Origin of the sequence: Aristaeella lactis (genome assembly GCF_018118585.1) — a bacterium.
Lineage (GTDB): Bacteria > Bacillota > Clostridia > Christensenellales > Aristaeellaceae > Aristaeella > Aristaeella lactis.
This window is the reverse complement of record NZ_CP069421.1, coordinates 2,161,088-2,182,340: the sequence shown is the minus strand read 5'-3', so window position 1 is coordinate 2,182,340 and position 21,253 is coordinate 2,161,088. Positions and strand designations below refer to the sequence as shown.

At 56.3% G+C, this 21,253-nt stretch carries 14 protein-coding genes; 8 read left to right on the top strand and 6 right to left on the bottom strand.

Annotation, left to right across the window (positions count from 1 at the left end; genetic code table 11):
- The first annotated feature begins 14 nt into the window (after window positions 1-14).
- Window positions 15-941: a DMT family transporter gene (locus JYE50_RS10200; RefSeq protein ID WP_084095431.1), complete on the top strand. Its 927-nt coding sequence runs from the start codon at window positions 15-17 to the stop codon at window positions 939-941.
- Here the strand turns inward: JYE50_RS10200 and JYE50_RS10195 are convergent.
- The 3 genes from JYE50_RS10195 to argS all read right to left on the bottom strand — a co-directional run bounded on the left by JYE50_RS10195 (window position 901) and on the right by argS (window position 5,060).
- Complete coding sequence (locus tag JYE50_RS10195) at window positions 901-1,623, bottom strand: SDR family NAD(P)-dependent oxidoreductase (protein ID WP_084095430.1); 723 nt, start codon at window positions 1,621-1,623, stop codon at window positions 901-903. The genes JYE50_RS10200 and JYE50_RS10195 overlap by 41 nt on opposite strands.
- Window positions 1,620-2,777, bottom strand: a complete 1,158-nt coding sequence (locus JYE50_RS10190; protein WP_084095429.1) for a M15 family metallopeptidase — start codon at window positions 2,775-2,777, stop codon at window positions 1,620-1,622. The genes JYE50_RS10195 and JYE50_RS10190 overlap by 4 nt, the downstream gene beginning before the upstream one ends.
- A 570-nt stretch (window positions 2,778-3,347) precedes the next feature.
- Window positions 3,348-5,060, bottom strand: coding sequence for an arginine--tRNA ligase (gene argS / locus JYE50_RS10185; protein ID WP_084095597.1), 1,713 nt, complete (start codon window positions 5,058-5,060; stop codon window positions 3,348-3,350).
- A gap of 478 nt (window positions 5,061-5,538) precedes the next feature.
- Between argS and nifJ the strand changes: the two genes are divergently transcribed.
- The 5 genes from nifJ (at window position 5,539) to hflX (ending at window position 14,194) form a co-directional block, all read left to right on the top strand.
- Window positions 5,539-9,063: a pyruvate:ferredoxin (flavodoxin) oxidoreductase gene (nifJ, locus tag JYE50_RS10180; RefSeq protein WP_084095428.1), complete on the top strand. Its 3,525-nt coding sequence runs from the start codon at window positions 5,539-5,541 to the stop codon at window positions 9,061-9,063.
- Between the two features lie 304 nt (window positions 9,064-9,367).
- A complete protein-coding gene (rsmA, locus tag JYE50_RS10175; RefSeq protein WP_179138285.1) occupies window positions 9,368-10,195 on the top strand; it encodes a 16S rRNA (adenine(1518)-N(6)/adenine(1519)-N(6))-dimethyltransferase RsmA in 828 nt (275 codons plus the stop codon).
- Window positions 10,196-10,316: 121 nt separating this feature from the next.
- Entirely contained in the window at window positions 10,317-10,799 is a 483-nt protein-coding gene (locus JYE50_RS10170) for a dUTP diphosphatase (RefSeq protein WP_084095426.1), read from the top strand.
- A 25-nt stretch (window positions 10,800-10,824) separates the two neighbouring features.
- The gene (locus JYE50_RS10165) at window positions 10,825-12,279 is read left to right on the top strand and encodes a type I phosphomannose isomerase catalytic subunit (RefSeq protein WP_084095425.1); all 1,455 of its coding nucleotides are present in this window, start codon (window positions 10,825-10,827) and stop codon (window positions 12,277-12,279) included.
- 145 nt (window positions 12,280-12,424) lie between these two features.
- Window positions 12,425-14,194: a GTPase HflX gene (gene hflX, locus JYE50_RS10160; RefSeq protein WP_179138284.1), complete on the top strand. Its 1,770-nt coding sequence runs from the start codon at window positions 12,425-12,427 to the stop codon at window positions 14,192-14,194.
- Between the two features lie 295 nt (window positions 14,195-14,489).
- Here hflX and JYE50_RS10155 read toward each other — a convergent pair whose 3' ends face one another.
- From JYE50_RS10155 to JYE50_RS10145, 3 genes are all read right to left on the bottom strand, one after another.
- Window positions 14,490-16,184 carry a GGDEF domain-containing phosphodiesterase gene (locus JYE50_RS10155; RefSeq protein ID WP_179138283.1) on the bottom strand — a complete coding sequence of 565 codons (1,695 nt, stop codon included), beginning with the start codon at window positions 16,182-16,184 and terminating at the stop codon, window positions 14,490-14,492.
- 347 nt (window positions 16,185-16,531) lie between these two features.
- The gene (locus JYE50_RS10150; protein WP_084095422.1) at window positions 16,532-17,809 is read right to left on the bottom strand and encodes an O-acetylhomoserine aminocarboxypropyltransferase/cysteine synthase family protein; all 1,278 of its coding nucleotides are present in this window, start codon (window positions 17,807-17,809) and stop codon (window positions 16,532-16,534) included.
- A gap of 205 nt (window positions 17,810-18,014) precedes the next feature.
- A complete protein-coding gene (locus tag JYE50_RS10145; protein WP_084095421.1) occupies window positions 18,015-18,878 on the bottom strand; it encodes a helix-turn-helix transcriptional regulator in 864 nt (287 codons plus the stop codon).
- Window positions 18,879-19,153: 275 nt separating this feature from the next.
- Between JYE50_RS10145 and JYE50_RS10140 the strand changes: the two genes are divergently transcribed.
- Together JYE50_RS10140 and JYE50_RS10135 are read left to right on the top strand one after the other, a co-directional pair.
- Entirely contained in the window at window positions 19,154-20,086 is a 933-nt protein-coding gene (locus JYE50_RS10140) for an ABC transporter permease subunit (RefSeq protein WP_084095420.1), read from the top strand.
- A 20-nt stretch (window positions 20,087-20,106) separates the two neighbouring features.
- Window positions 20,107-21,033, top strand: a complete 927-nt coding sequence (locus tag JYE50_RS10135) for a carbohydrate ABC transporter permease (RefSeq protein WP_283399177.1) — start codon at window positions 20,107-20,109, stop codon at window positions 21,031-21,033.
- Window positions 21,034-21,253 lie beyond the last annotated feature (220 nt).

The following is a 21,253-nucleotide window of genomic DNA, read 5'->3' as shown; positions in this document are numbered from 1 at the left end:
AGGGATTGGATTAAGTGAACCGTAAGTCTTTGCGCGGCAGTTTACTGCTGCTTCTCGGCTCCGTGATCTGGGGCGCGGCGTTTGTGGCACAGCGCGTCGGAATGGATCACATGGGGCCGTATACTTTTACAGGGATCCGGATGCTGCTGGCCTGGCTGGTGATGATCCCGGTGACCCTGTGGATGGACCGGAGAAACAAAAAAGAGCCCGGTTACCAGGCTCCGGATTTCAAAGAGCAGCGGATCAGCGGCGTTGCCTGCGGCCTGCTGCTGTTTATCGCCACGTCCCTGCAGCAGATGGGACTGGTTTCCACGACCGCCGGAAAAGCGGGGTTCATTACCGCCCTGTATGTGGTGCTGGTGCCGGTGGCGGCGTGGCTGATGTTCCGGAAGAATCCCGGAAAGATCATCTGGCTTGGCGTCGCGATCGCTGTGGTGGCCCTGTGGCTCCTGTGCATGCCCGCGGGCGGCAGTCTGGCCCTGCAGGGCGGAGACCTGCTGGTGCTGGGATGCGCGGTGGCGTTTACCTTCCAGATCCTGTGCGTGGATCATTTCGCGCCGCGGGTCAGCAGCGTGAAACTGGCCCGGGACGAGTTCCTGGTGACCGGCGCACTGAGCATGCTGATCGCCCTGATGACCGAAACGATCACCGGGGAAGGCATTCGGGAAGCTCTGGTTCCCATCCTTTACACCGGTATCCTGTCCGGAGCGGCAGGCTATACGCTGCAGGTGCTGGGCCAGCGGGATACGGACCCCACTGTCGCATCGCTGCTGATGTGCCTGGAAGCGGTGTTCGCGGTGCTGACCGGGGCCCTGCTTTTGGGCGAAAAAATGACGGTCCGTGAGACCGTCGGATGTATTATGATGTTTACCGCGGTGATCCTGGCCCAGCTTTCGCCGGTTATATCCAGCATCCGTCGAAACGGACGATCTCACCGTTAAAGTATTCCGGCATTTCCAGCAGGCGGAGCATGGCCTGTGCCGCCTCTTCCGGAGAAGCGATATAGCCCGCGGGGATCTGGTCACGGATCTCCGCGGTTTCATTTTCTGAAAGGTGCGCGTTCATCCGCGTATCGATGATGCCCAGGGCAATGGCGTTCACCCGGATATGGGAGGGCGCCAGTTCTTTTGCCAGGGCTTTGGTGAAGGCGTTCACCGCGCCTTTGGAGGCACTGTAGGCCACTTCGCAGGAAGCGCCGCAAAGACCCCAGACGGAGGAAACGTTCAGGATCCGTCCGCCGCCGGCGGAGACCATGTCCGGTACATAGGTATGGCAGGTGTTGTAAAGCGAGGTCACGTTGACCCGCAGCACCCGGTCCCACTCCTCCGGAGACATATCCGTCAGCAGGCCTGTGCGGGAGATGCCGGCGTTGTTGACCAGGGTATCCACAGGACCGAAACGTTCCCGCAGGCCCTGCACATAGGCCAGGTCGCTGACATCGCCGATGTCGGCGATGCAGATAAGATCACCCGCTGCGGAAACGCGGCGGGCGGTATCCTCCAGGGCAGCCTTGTCGCTGCCGCCGTTGAGGATGATCTTGGTGAAGCGCCCGGACTCCGCGCAGGCAATGGCAAAGGCCTTACCCACGCCGTGAGAGGCGCCTGTGATCAGGATGGTGCTCATACGTGTGTATAGTCGAAGACTGTGATGATCCCGCCCATGTTGTCCAGGGAGGATTCCCAGTTGTTTGTGCTGTTCAGCTGGATATCGAATTCCTCATCATCACCGACGATCTGGCGGTAGACTTCATACTGCAGATGGTCATCCACATACAGGGCAATATGGGGATGCTCCTCGAGGTACTCGATATACTCTTCCATGGTGAAGTCCATATAGTGCATGATGGCGGCGTTGCCCTTGCCGACATAGCGGTAGACGTTCAGGTGAACGGAAACGCCGGTTTTAAAGCTCTTGTCCGTGGAGGTTTCCAGGGGCCACTGGTTCTGCGGGAAACGGAAGACAAGGCCGTACTTCCAGCAGTTCTCGTTCATCCACTTGCCTTCAGGTGTGGTGGAATACTTCGGGGAACCGACATCGGGATCATTCTTGTCATACAGGCGGAGCTCGAAAGCGAGACCGGAGTTGTATTCGCTGGTGCCGGGATAGTTGACTTCCTTCTTGGTGGCTTCATCGAGGGCTTCTCCGGAATACTTGGAAGAGAGCTTCTCCCTCTTCTTGTTGTAGTATTCCTGCTGCCTTTCGATGGTGCGGTAGCCTTCCTCCACCAGGTAATGTTCCATGCCTTCCGCCTTGGCAGCCAGGAGGGCTTCGTGGAGCGCGGCGAGCGCGTTGGTGTGAAGCGTTACGTTGTTATCTTTGGCCTGGATCTTTTCTTCGCCCTTATAAGCCTTGCTTACGCCGACAATCCCCGCATCGCTGTAATCCGTGGGACGGGAGTGCCACGCGTTGACCAGCAGCATGCCGTTATACATGATCTCCTGCCGGTTGCTGTGTACAGCCCTTTGATCCTGGAGCGGGTACTGGGACAGGTCCAGCACTTCCCATTCCAGCTTATCATCGTTTTCCGGCCAGGAAGGGTTCTCGGGGTTGTTATACGCGGCCTGCGCTTCGGAAAGCTGCAGCTGGTATTCAATATCAATCTGCTTGTTATGCTCTTCCACCGCAGCCTTCGCATCCTCGTAGGCCTTGTCAATGGCATCCTTCTTGGGCTGGATGACCAGGGGATTAATCAGGAAGCAGACAACAGCCAGCACGGCAAGCAGGATCGTGATAACCAGGACGATCGGGACAGCCTTGCTCTTCTTTGCTCTACTCATTTTATGTGCCCACCCTTTTCAAATTCAGAATGAGGAATTCACAATACATCATTGTGTTTCTGTGACCGAAATAACCGGAATGACAAAATCATTCTTTAAAAATTTCGTTACACATAGTTACAATTCCTTCACATTATAAGGGAAACAACGTAAAAACGCAAGCGTAGGGGGCCGGAGAAACGGTAAAACCGTTTTTTCGGCCCCAATGAACAATGAAGAATTAAAAATGAATAATGGTGGAGAAAACAGCGCAGAGCGCTGTTTGTAAGAACTGATCAGATCTCTCCACTACGCCTGCGGCTCCGGTCGAGATGACAAAGGAGGCAAGACGATGGGGTTCCTATGCTTGTTGGGAACGATAGGGACGGAACGATAGGGACGGTCCTTTTCGTTCCTTTTCCAGCCAGAAAAGTGAATAAGGGACATGCGGGGGAACGAAAAGGACCGTCCCTATCGTTCCCGAGATAAAAGCGCATTGGATTTCTCCAATGCGCTTCAGGTTTACACAAACATTTTTAAGTTTTTAGTCTTCAGTTTTCAGTATTCATTGCGGACGCACCGCGGCCGCGCTTACATCCTTTCGGGCGCTTCGATTCCGATGAGGAAGAGGCCGGTTTTGATCACCGTCTTCGCGGCGCCGGTCAGGGCGACCCTCGCGGCGGCCTGGGCCGGTTCGCCGTCCAGGATGCGGTGCTCGTAATAGTATTTGTTGTACGCCTGGGCAATGTCGGTCACCGCGCGGGTGATCATGCTGGGTTCGTACTTGGCGGCGGCTTCGCGGATGACGTCCGGGAAGCGGCTGATCAGCCGCAGCAGGGCCTGCGCCTCATCGTCCGTCAGGGCGTTCCAGTCCGGGGTGACACCGGAGAAATCCGGGGCCTTGCGCAGGACGGAGCAGCAGCGGGCGTGGGTGTACTGGACGTAGGGGCCGGACTCGCCGTCAAAGTTGAGGGCGCGGTCCCAGCGGAAGTCGATATCCTTGATCCGGTTGTTGCTCAGGTCGGTGTAGACCACGGCGCCGATACCCACCTGGCGGGCAACCTCGTCCTTGTTCTCCAGGTTGGGGGACTTCTCCTCGATGATGTCCCGGGCCTTGGTCACAGCCTGGGACAGCAGGTCCTCCAGCAGGACCATGTTGCCCTTCCGGGTGGAGAGGGCTTCGCCCTCGAAGCTGACCATACCGAAGGAAACGTGGACGCAGTCCTTCGCCCAGGGATAACCCATCTTTTCCAGCACGCGGAAGACCTGGCGGAAATGCAGGTCCTGCTGATAGGCGACCACGTACAGGCACTTGTCAAAGTGGTAGGTGTTCTGGCGGTAGATGGCGGCGGCCAGGTCGCGGGTGGCGTAGATGGTGGCGCCATCGCTCTTGAGGATCAGGCAGGGGGGCATATTGTCCTCGCTCAGGTCTACGACCTGGGCTCCCTGACTTTCAGTCAGCAGCCCCTTATCCCGAAGCTCCTGCACCACAGGTTCCATCTTGTCGTTGTAGAAACTTTCACCGGCATAGCTGTCAAAGGAAACGCCGAGGATATCGTAGACGCGGGCGGCGTCTTTCAGGGTCACTTCCTTGAACCAGCGGAAGATCTCCATGGCCTCGGGATCGTTGTCCTCGATCTTCTTGAACCAGGCGCGGCCCTCGTCCTCCAGGGCGGGGTTGGTTTCGGCTTCTTTATGGAAGCGGACATAGAGTTCGGTCATCGCGTCGATGCCGCGCTCCTCCACGTCTTCCTTTTTGCCCCACTTCTTGTAGGCGCAGACCATCTTGCCGAACTGGGTGCCCCAGTCTCCCAGGTGGTTGATGCCCACGGTCTCGTAGCCCAGGAAGTCGAAGATCCGCTTCAGGCTGTTACCGATCATGGTGGTGGACAGGTGGCCGATGTGGAACCGCTTGGCGATATTGATGGAGGAATAGTCCAGGCACACGGTTTTGCCTTTGCCTTCCTCGCCGGAGCCGAAACGGTCCTTCTTCTCCTGCAGTTCAGCCATGATGCCGGCGGCAAAGTTGGCCCGGTTGAGGAAGAAGTTCATGTAGCCGTTCACGGGCTGCACGGAGGCGGTGCCCTCATTCTTCCAGGCGGCGCAGAGGGCTTCCGCGATCTTCGGCGGGGCGGAGCGCAGGGGCTTGGCCAGGCGGAAGCAGGGGAAGGCGTAGTCGCCCAGGGCCGGATCCGGCGGTACAGCCAGCAGGCCGCGAAGCTCATCCGCAACGGGCAGGCCTTCGGCATCGGGCCAGACAGCCTTGATGGTGTCGGCAAGGAGATTGGCGATGGTGGTCATCATGTCCACGATTAATCCCTCAATTCATAATTCATAATGCTTGATGCATAATGTTTAGATACTGAACAGTCGGGGCATATCTGCCACCATACTGTACAAACAATCATTATACAGGGTTTACAGGCTTTTTCGCAACCATAAAAAAGCGCCGTGTATGTGACCAATGATGACATATAAACCAGTAATCCATAATTATGAATAATTATTTGTCTTGTCTTCTGATGACATTTTATGGCGAAAGACAGTTGGCGAAGCGCTTCGAAAGGACTGAACACGATATTATTGTTCATTGTTCATTCTTCATTTTTCATTATGCAACTTCCGCCTTCCGGAGGCGGAAGTTGCATTGACATCTACCTATATAATGCATATAATTACATACAGAGGCGAACCGCTTTTTTCGTGCGCTCTTTTGCACGAAGGTAACGGTCAACATATGGGCGGGTAACCGCTCCGCCACATCAAGTCAGGAGGTAAATTCATGTCCATCAAACTGACCATTGACGGCAATACCGCTGTCAGCCACGTTGCGTATGCGTTCAGCGATGTGGCAGCTATCTACCCCATCACCCCTTCTTCCCCCATGGCGGAAGTCGCGGATGAATGGGCCGCCCATGACAGGAAAAACCTGTTCGGCCAGACTGTGCGCATTGCTGAAATGCAGTCTGAAGCCGGCGCTGCCGGTGCCGTGCACGGATCCCTGTCCGCCGGTGCTCTGACCACCACGTTCACCGCATCCCAGGGTCTGCTGCTGATGATCCCCAACATGTACAAGATCGCCGGCGAACTGACGCCCGCTGTCTTCCATGTCAGCGCCCGCGCCCTGGCGTATCACGCCCTGAACATTTTCGGTGATCACAGCGACGTTATGGCGTGCCGCCAGACCGGTTTCGCCATGCTGGCCAGCAACTCCGTCCAGGAAGCCCACGACATGGCTCTGGTTGCCCATCTGGCGACCCTGAAGAGCTCCGTGCCGTTCCTGCACTTCTTCGACGGTTTCCGCACCAGCCACGAAATCCAGAAGATCGACGCTATCGACACCAAGAACAACTACGAAGAGATCAAGGCTCTCGTGCCGTGGGACAAGGTTGAAGAGTTCCGCGCCCGCGCCCTGAATCCGGAACATCCGCATCAGGCCGGTACCGCCCAGAACAGTGATATCTACTTCCAGGGCCGTGAAGCCGCCAACAACTTCTACGCTGCCGTTCCCGCCATCGTGGAAGAGTGCATGGACGAAGTCGCCAAGCTGACCGGTCGGGTTTACAAGCCCTTCCAGTATGAAGGCGCTCCGGATGCCGAAAAGGTCATCATCTCCATGGGCTCCAGCTGCGACGTTGCCCACGAGACCATCAACAAGATGCTCGAGAGCGGCGAAAAGGTCGGTATCGTGAAGTGCCACCTGTATCGTCCCTTCTCCGTGGAATACCTGATGAAGGTGCTCCCGAAGACCGTGAAGAAGATCGCTGTGCTGGACCGCACCAAGGAATCCGGTTCCCTGGGCGAGCCCCTGTACCTGGATGTTGTTTCCGCCCTGGCAGAAGCCGGACGCGGCGACATCAAGGTTGTGGGCGGCCGTTACGGTCTGGGCAGCAAGGAATTCACCCCCACCATGGTCAAGGCCGTGTTCGCCAACCTGGATGGTGAGATGAAGAACCACTTCACCGTGGGTATTGATGATGACGTCAGCAACACCAGCCTGAAGCTGGGCGAAACCTTCGCCGCCGCTCCCGCCGGTACCGCTGCCTGCATGTTCTACGGCCTTGGTTCCGATGGTACCGTCGGCGCCAACAAGAACAGCATCAAGATCATCGGTGACCACACCGAGAAGTACGCCCAGGCTTACTTCTTCTATGACTCCAAGAAGTCCGGCGGCCTGACCGTCAGCCACCTGCGCTTTGGTGACACCCCGATCCAGAGCCCCTATCTGATCGACGTGGCCGACTTCATCAGCTGCTCCAACCCCGCCTATGTTACCATGTATGACATGGTCAGCCCCCTGCGCGAAGGCGGCACCTTCCTGCTGAACTGCCAGTGGAGCGTTGAGGAGCTCAACGAGCGCCTGCCCGCTTCCATGAAGAACAAGCTGGCTGCCAAGAAGGCGAACTTCTACATCATCAACGCTATTGACCTGGCCCGCAAGGTCGGTATGGGCGGACGTACCAACACCACCATGCAGGCTGCCTTCTTCAAACTGGCCGACATCATCCCCTACGAAGATGCCGACAAGTACATGAAGGAAAAGGTTGTCGCTTCCTACGGCAAGAAGGGCCAGGATGTCGTCAACATGAACTTCGCCGCCATCGACGCTGCCCTGACCGGCCTGGTCAAGGTTGACATCCCCGCCGACTGGGCGACCACCACCGAAGGCGCTGTGCCCGCCAAGGTGCCCGGAACCAACGAGTACTATGATGAGTTCATCGCTCCGGTTCTGGCCCAGGAAGGCAACAAGCTGCCCGTATCCAAGCTGGATCCCCGCGGTATCGTGCCCACCGGCACCACCAAGTTCGAGAAGCGCGGTATTGCCGTGTTTGTGCCTGAATGGCAGATCGACAACTGTATCCAGTGCGGCACCTGCTCCATCGTCTGCCCGCACGCCTGCATCCGTCCCATCTATGTTGAGGGTGATGCGGAAGTGCCGGAAGGCTTCGCCACCAAGAACGCTACCGGTAAGGAATTTGCCGGCATGAAGTACCGCCTGCAGGTCAGCCCGCTCGACTGTACCGGCTGCGGCAACTGCGTTGACGTCTGCCCGCTGAAGGACAAGGAAGGCAAGCAGGCCCTGGTTATGAAGCCCCTGGACAGCCAGCGTAAGGAAGAGGCCAACTGGGAGTACGCCATGACCGTTCCGGAAGTTGCTTCCAAGATCGAGAACAAGGCTTCCGTCAAGAACAGCCAGGCCCTCAAGCCCCTGTTCGAGTTCTCCGGCGCCTGCGCCGGCTGCGGCGAGACGCCCTACGTCAAGCTGGTTACCCAGCTGTTCGGCGACCGCATGATGATCGCCAACGCGACGGGCTGCTCCTCCATCTACGGCGGTTCCGCCCCGACCTGCCCCTACACCACCAATGAGAAGGGCTTCGGACCTGCCTGGTCCAACAGCCTGTTCGAAGACAACGCTGAGTTCGGCTTCGGTATGAACCTGGCCACCACCCAGCGCCGCGCCAAGCTGGCTGAAGTGATCGCGGAAGTGGTCGAAGTCGGCAAGGACGAAGCCATCGTGGCTGCTGCCAAGGAATGGCTGGACAACATGGACGACGCCGAAGGTTCCCGCAAGGCCGGTGAAAAGCTGGTTGCCGCGCTGGAAGCCAAGGACGGCGGCGCCGACAAGAAAGCCTTCATCCTGGCCAACAAGGACCTGCTGACCAAGAAGTCCATCTGGATCTTCGGCGGCGACGGCTGGGCCTATGATATCGGCTACGGCGGAGTTGACCATGTGCTGGCCCAGAACCAGGATGTCAACATCCTCGTGCTGGACACCGAAGTGTACTCCAACACCGGCGGCCAGGCCTCCAAGGCTACCCCCACCGGTTCTGTGGCGAAGTTCGCTGCCTCCGGTAAGCGCACCAAGAAGAAGGACCTGGGCATGATGGCCATGAGCTACGGCTATGTGTACGTCGCGCAGGTCGCCATGAGCAACCCGCAGCAGGTCATCAAGGCCATGCTGGAAGCGGAAGCTTATCATGGACCGTCCCTGATCATTGCCTACGCACCCTGCATCAACCACGGCCTGAAGGCCAAGGGCGGCATGGGTAAGGCCCAGGCTGAGATCAAGAAGGCCGTTGAGTGCGGTTACTGGCAGCTGTACCGGTACAATCCGGAAGCTGAGAACCCGATGACCATCGACAGCAAGGATCCCACCGGCGATTACCAGGAATTCCTGAAGGGCGAGGTTCGTTACACCTCCCTGGCCCAGCAGTTCCCGGATGCCGCCGCCAAGCTCTTTGTACAGCAGGAAGAGGACGCCAAGGTGCGCCGCGAATCCTACAAGAAGATGGCCGGACAGAACTAAAATGGCTACGAAGAGGCTGCCGCAAGGCAGCCTCTTTTCTTTGCCATTTTAGTTCAATTAAGAATTAAGAATTCAGAATTAAGAATTATAAATGGTTTGGTCCTGTACTCACTGAATATTGTGCCGCGGTTTCTGTTACGGACTGTGATGTGATAACGAGGCGGGACAGCATTTCATTCTGAATTCTGCATTTTGAATTCTGCATTGGATTTGCCTGCTTTTGCAGGCAAATCCTTGTGACTTGTTTTGAATGGCGGGAAATGGTAGAATATAAAGGATGCAACAGCAAAGGAGGTGCGCCCGGATGAGTAAGACAAAAGAGCGGATCCGGGAAAGCAATCTCCGGTATAAGCAAAGCCTGGGACAGAACTTCCTTTATGACGAAGGCCTGCTGGCGGAACTGACGGCCGCGGCCGGGGTTACAAAGGATGAGGATGTGCTGGAGATCGGTCCGGGATGCGGCAGCCTGACGAAGCACCTGTGCGACGCGGCGAACCGTGTTTTGGCTGTGGAACTGGATGAGCGGCTGATTCCGCTGCTGCATGCTTTCCTGGACGAGAAAAAGAACCTGACCGTGGTACAAGGGGATGTGATGTCCCTGAACCTGCAGGAGGTTACCGCGGAGCTGAAAAAGCCCTTTGCCGTGGTGGCCAATATTCCGTATTACATTACCACGCCGCTGATCAAGCTGCTGCTGGGCGGAGACCTGCCGGTGAGCCGGCTGGCGCTGATGGTCCAGCAGGAAGTGGCGGATAAGATCCTGGCGCAGCCCGGGGAGGATGCCTGGGGACCGCTGTCGATCCTGTGCCAGTTCCTGTGCGAGCCGCGGCTGGCGGTGAAGGTGCCTGCGGAGATGTTCACGCCTCCGCCGAAGGTGGACAGCGCCTTTGTGGTGCTGCCTGTGCGGGAGAAGCCCGCTGTGGAAGTGAAGGACCGGGATCTGTTCTTCCGGGTGGCGAACGCGGCGTTCGCGCTGAGGAGAAAGACGATGGTGAATAACCTGTGCGCCACGTTCCGCGTGGACCGCGCGAAAGCGGTGGAATGGGTGACGGGAGCCGGGCTGGACGAGAAGATCCGCGGAGAAAAGCTTACTCTGGAAGAATTGGCGTCTTTAGCCAATGTGATTGAATGATTGGATACCCCTGCGCTCGCCACAGCATAACGGGCTGCTTCCGTGCCTTTTCGGACGGGCAGACCGCAGGTGTATAAGCGGGGAGTTTGTTTGCAGCCCGATACTTCAGGAGTTTAAAGAAATGAAGATTGCAAGATTTACGCATGTATCTGAGGCACAGTACCGGGAAGCTATGTCCGGCCGGGAGGGTTTTCTTCCGCTGGAAGAGATTCCTCTGCCCAAACGCGCGACAGCCGGCAGTGCCGGATACGACTTTGTGTCGCCGGTGGACGTGACGATCCCCGGGGGAGAAACGGCCCTGATCCCCACCGGGATCCGGGCGGAGATGGAACAGGGCTGGGTGCTGATGCTCTTTCCCCGCAGCTCGCTGGGGTTCAAATACAGCATGCGGCTGGCCAATACGGTGGGCGTGATCGACAGCGATTACGCGTATGCGAAGAACGAGGGCCATATTATGGTCAAACTTCGCAACCCGCTGGACACACCGGTGTCCATCGGCAGGGGGGACAGATTCTGCCAGGGCGTATTCCTGCCCTACGGAACGGCGGAGGAGGAAGACGACTTCGCTGTGAGGACCGGCGGATTCGGTTCGACGAACAAATGAGGATATCATTGGAGGGAATTACACCATGGAACTGATTCGGGCAACAGAGCAGGAACTGGATGAACTGCTTGCCTTTTATCAGCATGTGGCGGATAACATGGGAAAAAGCGGCCTGCAGCAGTGGCGCTGGGGCGTGTATCCGAGTGAGGAGATCATCCGGGAGGACGTCCTGCGGGGCGACCTGTATTACATGCGCAGTGACGGGGCCCTGGTGGCGGCGGTCGTGTTTATGAACGGCCAGGAACCGGAGTATGACTCCCTGACCTGGTCCTGCGGGCTGCGGCCCGGCATCTTCCACCGGCTGGGTGTGCATCCCTCCATGCAGGGAGCCGGCATGGGCGGCCTGGTACTGGATGATGTGCTGCAGCTGCTTCGGCGCAGCGGATGCGACTGTGTACGGTGCGATACTTCGGAACAGAATGAACACGCGATCCGGCTGTATGAAAAACTGGGATTCCGCAGGTGCGGAAAGATCCACTGGGAAGGCGCGGAAGGCGACAATATCACCTTTGACAAGCCGCTGAAGCGGGAAACGCCCCTGTGGCCGATCCTCATGAAACCGGCTTTCCGGGACGGGGCGCTGACTCCCTGGGGCGGAAACCGGCTGCACGAGATATACGGAAAAGAAACAAAGAACGACCGGACCGGCGAAAGCATGGAGGTCAGCTGTATTCCCGGATTTGAAAGCACAGATGCCCAGGGACGGAAGCTGACGGAACTGATTGCGGAACACCGGGAAAAGCTGGTGGGGAGCTACGCGGACAAGCCGTTTCCGCTGCTGCTGAAGCTGATCGACGTGCGGGAAAAGCTGAGCGTTCAGGTGCATCCGAATGACGCTTACGCCGCGGAACATGAGAACGGCAAGCTGGGCAAGACTGAAGCATGGCTGGTACTGGATACGCCTGCCGGCGGCGGTGACCTGGTGTACGGCGTGAAGCAGGGGACAACCCGGGAGGAACTGAAGGCGGCGTGCGATGAAGGCACCGTGGAAAAGCTGCTGAACAAAGTGAAGGTCAAGCGGGGAGACGTATGCTTTATTCCCGCGGGCTGTGTGCATGCTGTCGGAGCAGGCGTGATGCTGTATGAGATCCAGCAGTCTTCCGACCTGACCTACCGGTTCTATGACTGGGACCGGGCGGATGCGGATGGAAATAAGCGGGAACTGCATCTGGACAAGGCGCTGGATGTGGCACGGCTGAGGAGCGCACCGGCCATGAAACGGGTCGGGAAGGCTTTCGGTACCCGCCGGGTGCTGTCTGAAAAGTATTTCACACTGGATCTGATCCATACCGATACGATGGAACTGCTGCCCGCTGTTCACGAGTTCGGCATCCTGACCGTGATCGAGGGGGAGATGGAGCTTCGTTTCTCCGGTGGTATGGTGGCGATGAAGGCAGGGGATACCTGCCTGCTGGCGAAGAACGGACCGGAGTTGGCGCTGGTCGGCGCTGGAACCGCTGCGCTGGCGATGCCTGGCTGAGCCTGAATGCCATTCAGGCTCAGCAATGAAATATTTCAAAGCAATGAATTGCTTTGAAATGTGAAATATGCCCTCCGGGCATGTGAAATATTCGGCTGCCGCCGAATGTGATATATGGTTTCGGACCCTTATTGAGGATATAAAAATGATAAAACATAATGTAAACGGAAATATTGAGGGTGTGCGGGACGCAATGCTCGCACGCCTTGACAGCCTGTACAGCTATGAGCTGGAAGAAGGCGAATTCCTGCCCCGGGAGCTGATGAAGATCCTGGCGGAATGTTCCTGCGCGCTGAACCGGGAGATCGCTGTCTATATCACCCGGGACGGGGAGATCGTGAACGTGGCCATCGGCACGGACTGCGATGTGGAACTGACGGACTTCCGCCTGCGCCGGAACACAAGCCGGCTGAGCCGGGTCCGCTGTGTGCATACCCATCCTGACGGAGACGGCCGCCTGAGCGACGTGGATCTGAGCGCGCTGAAGATCTTCCGCTATGACGCCATGACGGCGGTGGGCGTGAAGGACAATGAGCCTGTGATCGTCCAGACGTCCTTCCTCGGGGAAAACGCGGAGGTCATCCTGACGCCGACGGAACGCTGGTACAAGCTGCCGGACGCGGAATGGCTGGCCCAGATTGAGGAAAGCGACCGGCTGGTGGGCCGGGAGGAAACCGAAAAGATGGAGGACGGCCGGGAAAAGGCTGTACTCATGGGCATCGAAAGCGAGGAATCGCTGGAGGAACTGGCACGGCTGGCGGAAACAGCCGGAGCGCAGGTGGTGGGCAGTTTCCTGCAAAAGCGGGACAAGCCGGACAGCGCGCTGTTCATCGGTTCCGGCCGGGCGGATGAACTTGCCCGGGACTGCCAGGCCCTGGAAGCGGACGTATGCATTTTTGATGAAGAACTGACCGGTATGCAGGTGCGGAACCTGGAGGAAGTCCTCCGGATCAAGGTTGTTGACCGGACCGCCCTGATCCTGGACATTTTTGCCCAGCGCGCTTCCAGCGCGGAAGGCAAGCTGCAGGTGGAACTGGCACAGCTGCAATACCGCTCTGCCAGGCTGATCGGCCAGGGCCTGGTGCTCAGCCGGCTGGCCGGCGGTATCGGTACCCGGGGCCCCGGCGAAAGCAAACTGGAAATGAACCGGCGCCGCATCCGAGAACGGATGACAGAACTGAGGCGGCGGCTGGATGAACTGGAGAAGCAGCGAAGCCTGCGCCGCAAGAGTCGGGAACGGAATGAGATTCCCGTGGTAGCACTGGTGGGCTATACCAATGCCGGCAAGAGCACCCTGCTCAATGCCCTGACCGGATCGGACGTTTATGTTCAGGATCAGCTGTTTGCGACCCTGGACGCGGTTTCCCGCCGCATGGTGACACCGGAGAACACGGAGTACCTGCTTACGGACACCGTAGGCTTTATCCGCAAGCTGCCCCACACGCTGGTCAGTGCTTTCCGCTCCACACTGGAGGAAGCGGTGCTGGCGGACGTGCTGGTGATCGTATCGGATGGCTCCAGCCCGGAAATGTTCAGGCAGCACGATACCGTGGAGGAGGTTCTTGCGGAGCTCGGAGCTACGGAACAGAAACGCATTGAGGTTATCAACAAGTGCGACGAGGGAGATCCGGATCCGGTATTTCCCGGAGCGGTCCTGATCTCCGCGAAGACCGGCGAGGGCCTGGAAGACCTGAAGCAGAAGATTGCGGAGACCCTGCAGGCATCCCACCGCCCGGTGACCTTCCGTATTCCCTTCAGCCGCTACGGGATCCTTTCGGAGATCCGTCCGCTGGGCCGGGTGATCATGGAAAACCACACGGATACCGGCACGGAGATCACCCTGATGATCGCGGAGGAAGACGCGGAACGCCTGATGAGGAAGTACGGAACGGAAATCTGCCTGCCGCAGGAATGAAATATTGGCCTGAAAAGGCCAATGTGAAATACGTCTTCGACGTGTGAAATATTGAACTGCAGGCAGTTCAATGTGAAATATCCGACATACGTCGGATGTGATGATTACTTTGTTTTTCATAATGAAATGTATAAAACATACAGCCAGAGGCTTTTTCCTCTGGCTGCTTTAGTTTCGGGTCATAATCTGAATCCGAAGGAGATCCCTCCACTTCGGTCGGGATGACAACGTGGCGAAAGAGGTAAACCTTTCGGTACAAACAAATAATTCTGAATTCTGAATTCTTAATTCTGAATTAGCCACATGATCTGTCCTGCGGATAGAAGTGCCTGTCGAGGCGTTCTTCAAACTCTTTCACGGGAAGGGGCTTGTCATAGTAGAATCCCTGGGCGATATCGCAGCCGCACTTGCGCAGGATGTTTACCTGATTGATGGTTTCCACGCCCTCGGCCACACAGGTGAGGCCGATCTCCTTGGCCATGTTGACCACGTGGCGGAACATGATGTTCTGCCGGTCGCCTTCAGCTTCTTCATTGATGGGCAGGAAATTCTTATCCACCTTCAGGATGTTCCAGGGGATCTCCCGGATCAGGTTCAGGGAGCTGTAGCCGATCCCGAAGTCATCCACGGAGGTGTAGATCCCGGCATCATGCAGGGCGCCGGCAACGCGTTTCAGGTCACGGAATTCCACGTCCGTAACGGTTTCTGTCAGTTCAACCTCGATGAATTCGTGGGGAACATGATGCTTGTCGATGATCGCCAGGATGCTGTCTGTCAGGTTCATGTTGATCAGGTGGCGGCGGGAAAAGTTTACGGATACACGGACGACCTGGCGTCCTTCATCCAGCCAGCGGCGCAGATCCCGGCAAACCTGATCCAGCACGTAGAAATCCAGCTTGCAGATGTCCATGGTCTGCTCCAGGTCGGATATATAATCCGCCGGCATGATCAGGGTTCCGTTGCGGCACCAGCGGCTCAGGGCCTCGGCACCGGCAATGCTGTTATCCCGCAGGTTGATCTTTGGCTGGTAGAAAACCTGGAATTCATGGTTTTTCAGTCCTACGGGGAACTGGGCACGGATCTGCATGAACCGGTCCTTTTCCTCCATCATCTGTTCACTGGCATAGACGATATCCCCGGCATCTCCGCGCCAGGCAGCATTGTAGGAGCTGGTGAGGCGGTCAAGGATATCTTCGCTGTGGCAGTAGTAATAGTTTTCGGGAACAAGAAAGATCCCGGCACGTGAGGAAAGCAGAACCCGGCCGTCATCTTCACTGCTGTAAGGAACCGGGAAGCCCTCAAAATGCACCAGGACCTCGTTTAACTTCTCTTTCCGGAAGACGGTGACAAAGTTATCCCCGCCAAGGCGGCTCACAATGCCATCCGGACTGACAATTTCTTCCAGTTTGTCGATATATTTTCTCATGACCAGATCACAGATATCCCTGCCCAGCTGCCTGTTGATCAAGGAGAAATGACGCAGGTTGAACCGGGCGAAAGCATAGTCTGTGATCGTGCCTGAGGAGCCGATTTGTTCTATCGTTGCGGTGAGAAAACGGAAATTGCTGTAGCCCGCGTCATCGAAGAGGGTGGCTTGTTCCACCATCCCTTCCGCACGCAGGCGGCCGACCACGGTGAGCATCAGCCGCTGGACCATTTCGATCCGTTTTCGTTCCTGTTCGTTCCATGGTTCCGCGCCTTTTGCACGGAAGGCTTTGCAGTCCGCGACTAAAATGTTGCTCAGTACGGTGCGGCAGGTCAGGACATCTGCGGGTTCTTCACCGCTGTCATAGCAAATCAGAACTGTACCGTGGCCCAGGCGTTCTTCTTCAGCGCTGCTGTAATACTCGGCAACGCCTTTGCATACCCGGAATGCGATGCACAGTTCTTTCAGGACGGAATAGATTTTTTCGAGGTTGAAATGATCAAGATCCGTGATTGTATCCGTCAGCTCTTCCAGATACTGCGAAAACAAGACGTCCTGATTCATTGCTAAGCGCCCCGCTTCTTTTTGCATTTTTGAATACCAGTTACATCATACAAGATGTAAAAGTAAAAATCAAGGGCTTGTACGGACAATTGCAAACAAAACATTGTTAAAACATAGAAACATACAAGTTTACGAATTGTTCGTACAGAACGATACAAATAAGCGCGGACAATGTTATTACGCGGTTCGCACGGTATGCTGATAATCGAACAAGAGCGGTATATCCCATCAGAAGGATCAGAAAAACCTATCGGATGAGTCGGCGAAAGGGATGAAAACTTGTACGGACAGAAAAGAGCCGGTTTACACCGGCTCTGAAAGAGTACTGTTATGATGAACCGCGGCGATCAGATCGCAGCCAGCGCCTGAGCGATATCCTCGATCAGGTCGTCCTTGTTCTCCAGACCGACGCTGAAACGCACCAGGTCAGGAGATACTCCGGCAGCGAGCAGCTCTTCGTCGCTCATCTGGCGGTGGGTTGCGCTGGCGGGATGCAGGCAGCAGCTGCGGGCATCGGCCACGTGGGTTTCGATGGCAGCAACCTTCAGGTGTTTCATGAAGGCTTCCGCGGCTTTGCGTCCGCCCTTGACACCGAAGGAAACCACGCCGCAGGAGCCGTTGGGCAGGTATTTCTGCGCCCGTTCATAGTATTTGTCTCCGGGCAGTCCGCAGTAGGTGACCCAGGCGACCTTGTCATGACCCGCCAGGAACTCTGCTACGGCCTGGGCGTTTTCACAGTGACTCTTCATGCGGACGTGCAGGCTTTCCAGACCCAGGCCCAGGATGAAAGCGTTCTGCGGGCTCTGGATGGAACCGAAGTCACGCATCAGCTGGGCGGTTGCCTTGGTGATGAAGGCGCCTTCCAGGCCGAAGCGTTCGGTATAGGTGATGCCGTGATAGCTTTCGTCCGGCGTGGTGAGGCCGGGGAACTTATCGGCATATCTGTTCCAGTCGAATTTGCCGCTGTCCACAATGCAGCCGCCGACGGCGCTGCCGTGGCCGTCCATATACTTGGTGGTGGAGTGGGTGACGATGTCAGCACCCCATTCGATGGGACGGCAGTTGACAGGAGTGGCGAAGGTGTTGTCGATGATCAGCGGAACGCCGTGGGCGTGGGCGGCTTTGGCAAACTGCTCAATATCCAGCACGCTCAGCGCCGGGTTGGCGATGGTTTCACCGAAGAGGGCCTTGGTGTTCGGGCGGAAGGCGGCGTTCAGCTCTTCATCTGTGCAGTCCGGGCTGATGAAGGTGAAGTCTATGCCCATCTTCTTCATGGTGACGGCAAACAGGTTATAGGTGCCGCCGTAGATCGCGGAGCAGGCGACCACATGGTCTCCGGCGTTGGCGATATTGAAAACGGAATAGAAGTTGGCAGCCTGGCCGGAAGAGGTCAGCATCGCGGCAGTGCCGCCCTCCAGGGCACAGATCCGCGCCGCCACCGTGTCATTGGTGGGGTTCTGCAGCCGGGTATAGAAATAACCGGAGGCTTCCAGGTCAAAGAGCTTGCCCATGTCCTCGCTGGTATCATACTTGAAGGTGGTGGACTGGATGATCGGGATCTGGCGGGGTTCACCGTTTTTCGGCGTATAGCCGCCCTGTACGCAAAGTGTTTCAATTCTGGACATTCAAAAGGACCCCCCTAAACAATTAAGAATAAAGAATTCAGAATTAAGAATGGACAGATTAAATATGGAACACTGTATAAACAGCGCCTTGAATAATATATCAGTTTTTGGGGTGAAATGTATGCGCTTTTTGTGTATTCAGGGAAAGCTATATTCTATAAAGAGCTATAGTTTCAGACTATAGCCGGACAAAATGAATTCTGAATTAATTAAAGTCTGCGCTGTGAAGGATGAACTGCATGTCGGAGTTCCGGATGCGGGCTTCACCCGGATCGGTGATCCGGCTGCGCAGGGACTCCATGTGCTCGGAGGGCAGGCATCCCAGCTCCGACTGGAAGGCGCGGCGAAAGGTGCGCATGTTGGTATAGCCGCAGGCATCGCTGATCTCGGTCAGCGTCATGTTCGGATCCCGCATCAGCAGGCGCGCGCGGCTGATCCGGATGGCGTTGATAAACCGGCGGAAATTGGTATGCATCCTTTCCGAGAAGAAATGGGAAAGGTGGGAGACGCTGATCCCCAGCGCACGGGAAGCGCTTTCCAGGGTGATCTCCTCAAAAGCGTGCTCGGATATATAGTGGATGATCCGGTGGCCCAGTTCCTTTTCACTGTAATCATAGACCGGACGGTAGGAAAGGCTGTGGAGCAGGCCGGCAAGCAGCACATGCAGGTAGGAGACGCACAGGGGCAGGTTTTCCTCCATGTTCAGATGGCTGAGCCGGTCCACGGCCAGCCGGAGGTCCAGACAGGTATCCCCGGCACGCAGCAGGGGGCATTCCGGCTGAAGACCATGGAAGGTGCCGGCGTATTCCGGAATGATCTCCGGAGGGAAGATGGCGGTGACCCCGTTGGAATCCTCACTCAGTTCATCATAGCTGTGAGGCACCAGGGGGAAGACGATGAAGGCATCTCCCGGATCGAGCTTATACCGGACCTCATCAATCGTGACGACGACGGTACCCCGGGTTATGACCACCAGCTCCGCCACGGAATGAACGTGGGCAGGGAAGGTGTGGTGTGTCATTTCACCGATAAACAGTTGCTCCGGACGCTGTTCATAGAACGTATTCACAGTCTGGTTCCTCCGTTTTTGCGCAGTTGCATTCTTTGTCCTGTATTATACGATAAACAGGTGCGTTCTGACTTATTGTAAACCAAATCGAACAAAATGCAAATAATTTTAAACTATAAAAAGCAAAATTTGTCCCATACTTCTCAAAAAAAGTCGTTGTGGGTTAACGTTCTTCCTGCTATAAATAAGGAGTACACGACAGAGATAATGAAAAATGTAAACAGATATTGCTCTCGCCTGAAGGATTCAGAACTATTCGGAAAAGAGGTGGAAATATGCGGGATTCCGGAAGAAGGATCGATTACAAAAAGCGGCGTTCCTATCAGGAATTCCTGTATATCCTGCCCTTTATTCTTTTAGTCGCGGTGTTTTCCTATTTCCCGCTTTACGGATGGAGATACGCATTCCACGACTATGAACCCCCGTTCCCGATCAGCGCCGAAAACTTTGTGGGTTTCAAATGGTTCAACTACATCATTTCCAAACCCGCACGTGTTAAGGATATCCTGAGGGTACTGCGGAACACCTTCGCCATGAGCGGGATCTCGCTCCTGTTCTCCTGGTTCCCGATGATCTTCGCGGTGTTCCTCAATGAGATCAAGTGCAAGCCCTACCGGAAATTCGTCCAGACGGCGACCACGCTGCCGAACTTTATCTCCTGGGTGCTTGTGTTCTCCATCGCGTTCAACGTCTTCAGCTCCACCGGCGCGGTCAACACCATTATGACGGATCTGGGGCTGATCTCCGAACCCATCGCGTTCCTGAAATCCTCGGAGCATGTATGGTTCAGGATGTGGCTGTGGCTGACATGGAAGAACGCCGGATGGGCCGCCATTATGTACCTGGCCGCGATCTCCGCCATTGACGAGCAGATGATCGAGGCGGCCAAGGTGGACGGCGCGACCCGGATGCAGATCATCTGGCGGATCACGATCCCCAGCATCCTGCCCACGTTCTTCGTGATCGTTATGCTGAACATCGCCAGTTTCCTGAACAACGGCATGGAGCAGTACTATGTATTCCAGAACAACTTCAACAAGGAATACATCGAAGTGCTGGACCTGTATGTGTACAATATCGCCCATAAAGGCGCAGGCAACTATCCGCTGTCCACAGCCATCAGCATGCTCAAGAGCATCGTCAGCATCGGACTGCTTGCCGGCGCGAACGGCCTGTCCAAGCTGATCCGCGGCGAGAACTTTATCTGACAAAGGGGAGGTGAATTACATTGACAGCCCACGCGGAACCCAGGAAAAGTCATATCCAGCGCAGTTTCAGCGATAAGGTGATCGATGTAATCACCTACATCGTATACGCGTTCTTTGCCTTCGTATGTGTTTTCCCCTTCTATTACCTGATCATCAACTCCATCAGCGCCAACAACCTGAGTGAGCGCGGCAAGGTCATTTTCTGGCCGCAGGAGATTCACTTCACCAACTATAAGAACCTGTCCACGATTCCCGGACTGACCGACGCCGCGGTGGTTTCCGTGCTGCGTACGGTGGTGGGCACCCTGTTTACGGTGATGATTGCCGCTTTCCTGGGATACATGTTCACCCGTCAGACACTGTGGAAGCGGAAATTCTGGTACCGGTTCGTGGCAATCACGATGTACTTCAACGCCGGTATCATTCCGTGGTACCTGGCCATGAAGACCATCGGGATGACCAACAACTTCTGGGGATATATCTTCCCGACGGTGGTCCAGCCGTTCTATATCATCCTGTGTAAAACCTACTGCGAAGGGGTGCCGCAGGCGCTGCAGGACGCGGCGGAAATAGACGGCGCCGGTACACTGAGGATCTTCTTCCGGATCATGCTTCCGGTTATCAAACCGATCCTGGCGACAATCGCGATCTTCGCGGCTGTGAACCAGTGGAACGCGTTCCAGGACACCCTGCTCCTGATGACCAAGCGCCGTGACCTGGACACCCTGCAGTACAAGCTGTATCAGTATATTACCCAGGCCAGCAGCATCAAGATCAGCAGCAGTACGACGACAACCGATATTGCCGGCGCGCTTGCCACCGCGGCAACAGCTACTTCCATCCGTATGACGGTTACGGTGGTGGTTGTGGTCCCGGTTATGATGATCTATCCCTTCTTCCAGCGGTACTTCACCAAGGGGATTATGATCGGCGCGGTCAAAGGATGAACATTCGATGACCGCCAGTGGCGGAAATTTCATCGAATGTGAATTCAACCGAAACAAGCGAGCTCCCCGGTGGGGAGTCGCGCCGATTGAGGTTGCGGAGGATGCCTTTGAGCCACACCGATCAAATGAACAATGAACAATGAACAATGACAGATGGTTAATACCGACTGAATACGAATAATTACAGGCATTCATAACAATTCCGAGTGTGACCGATTAA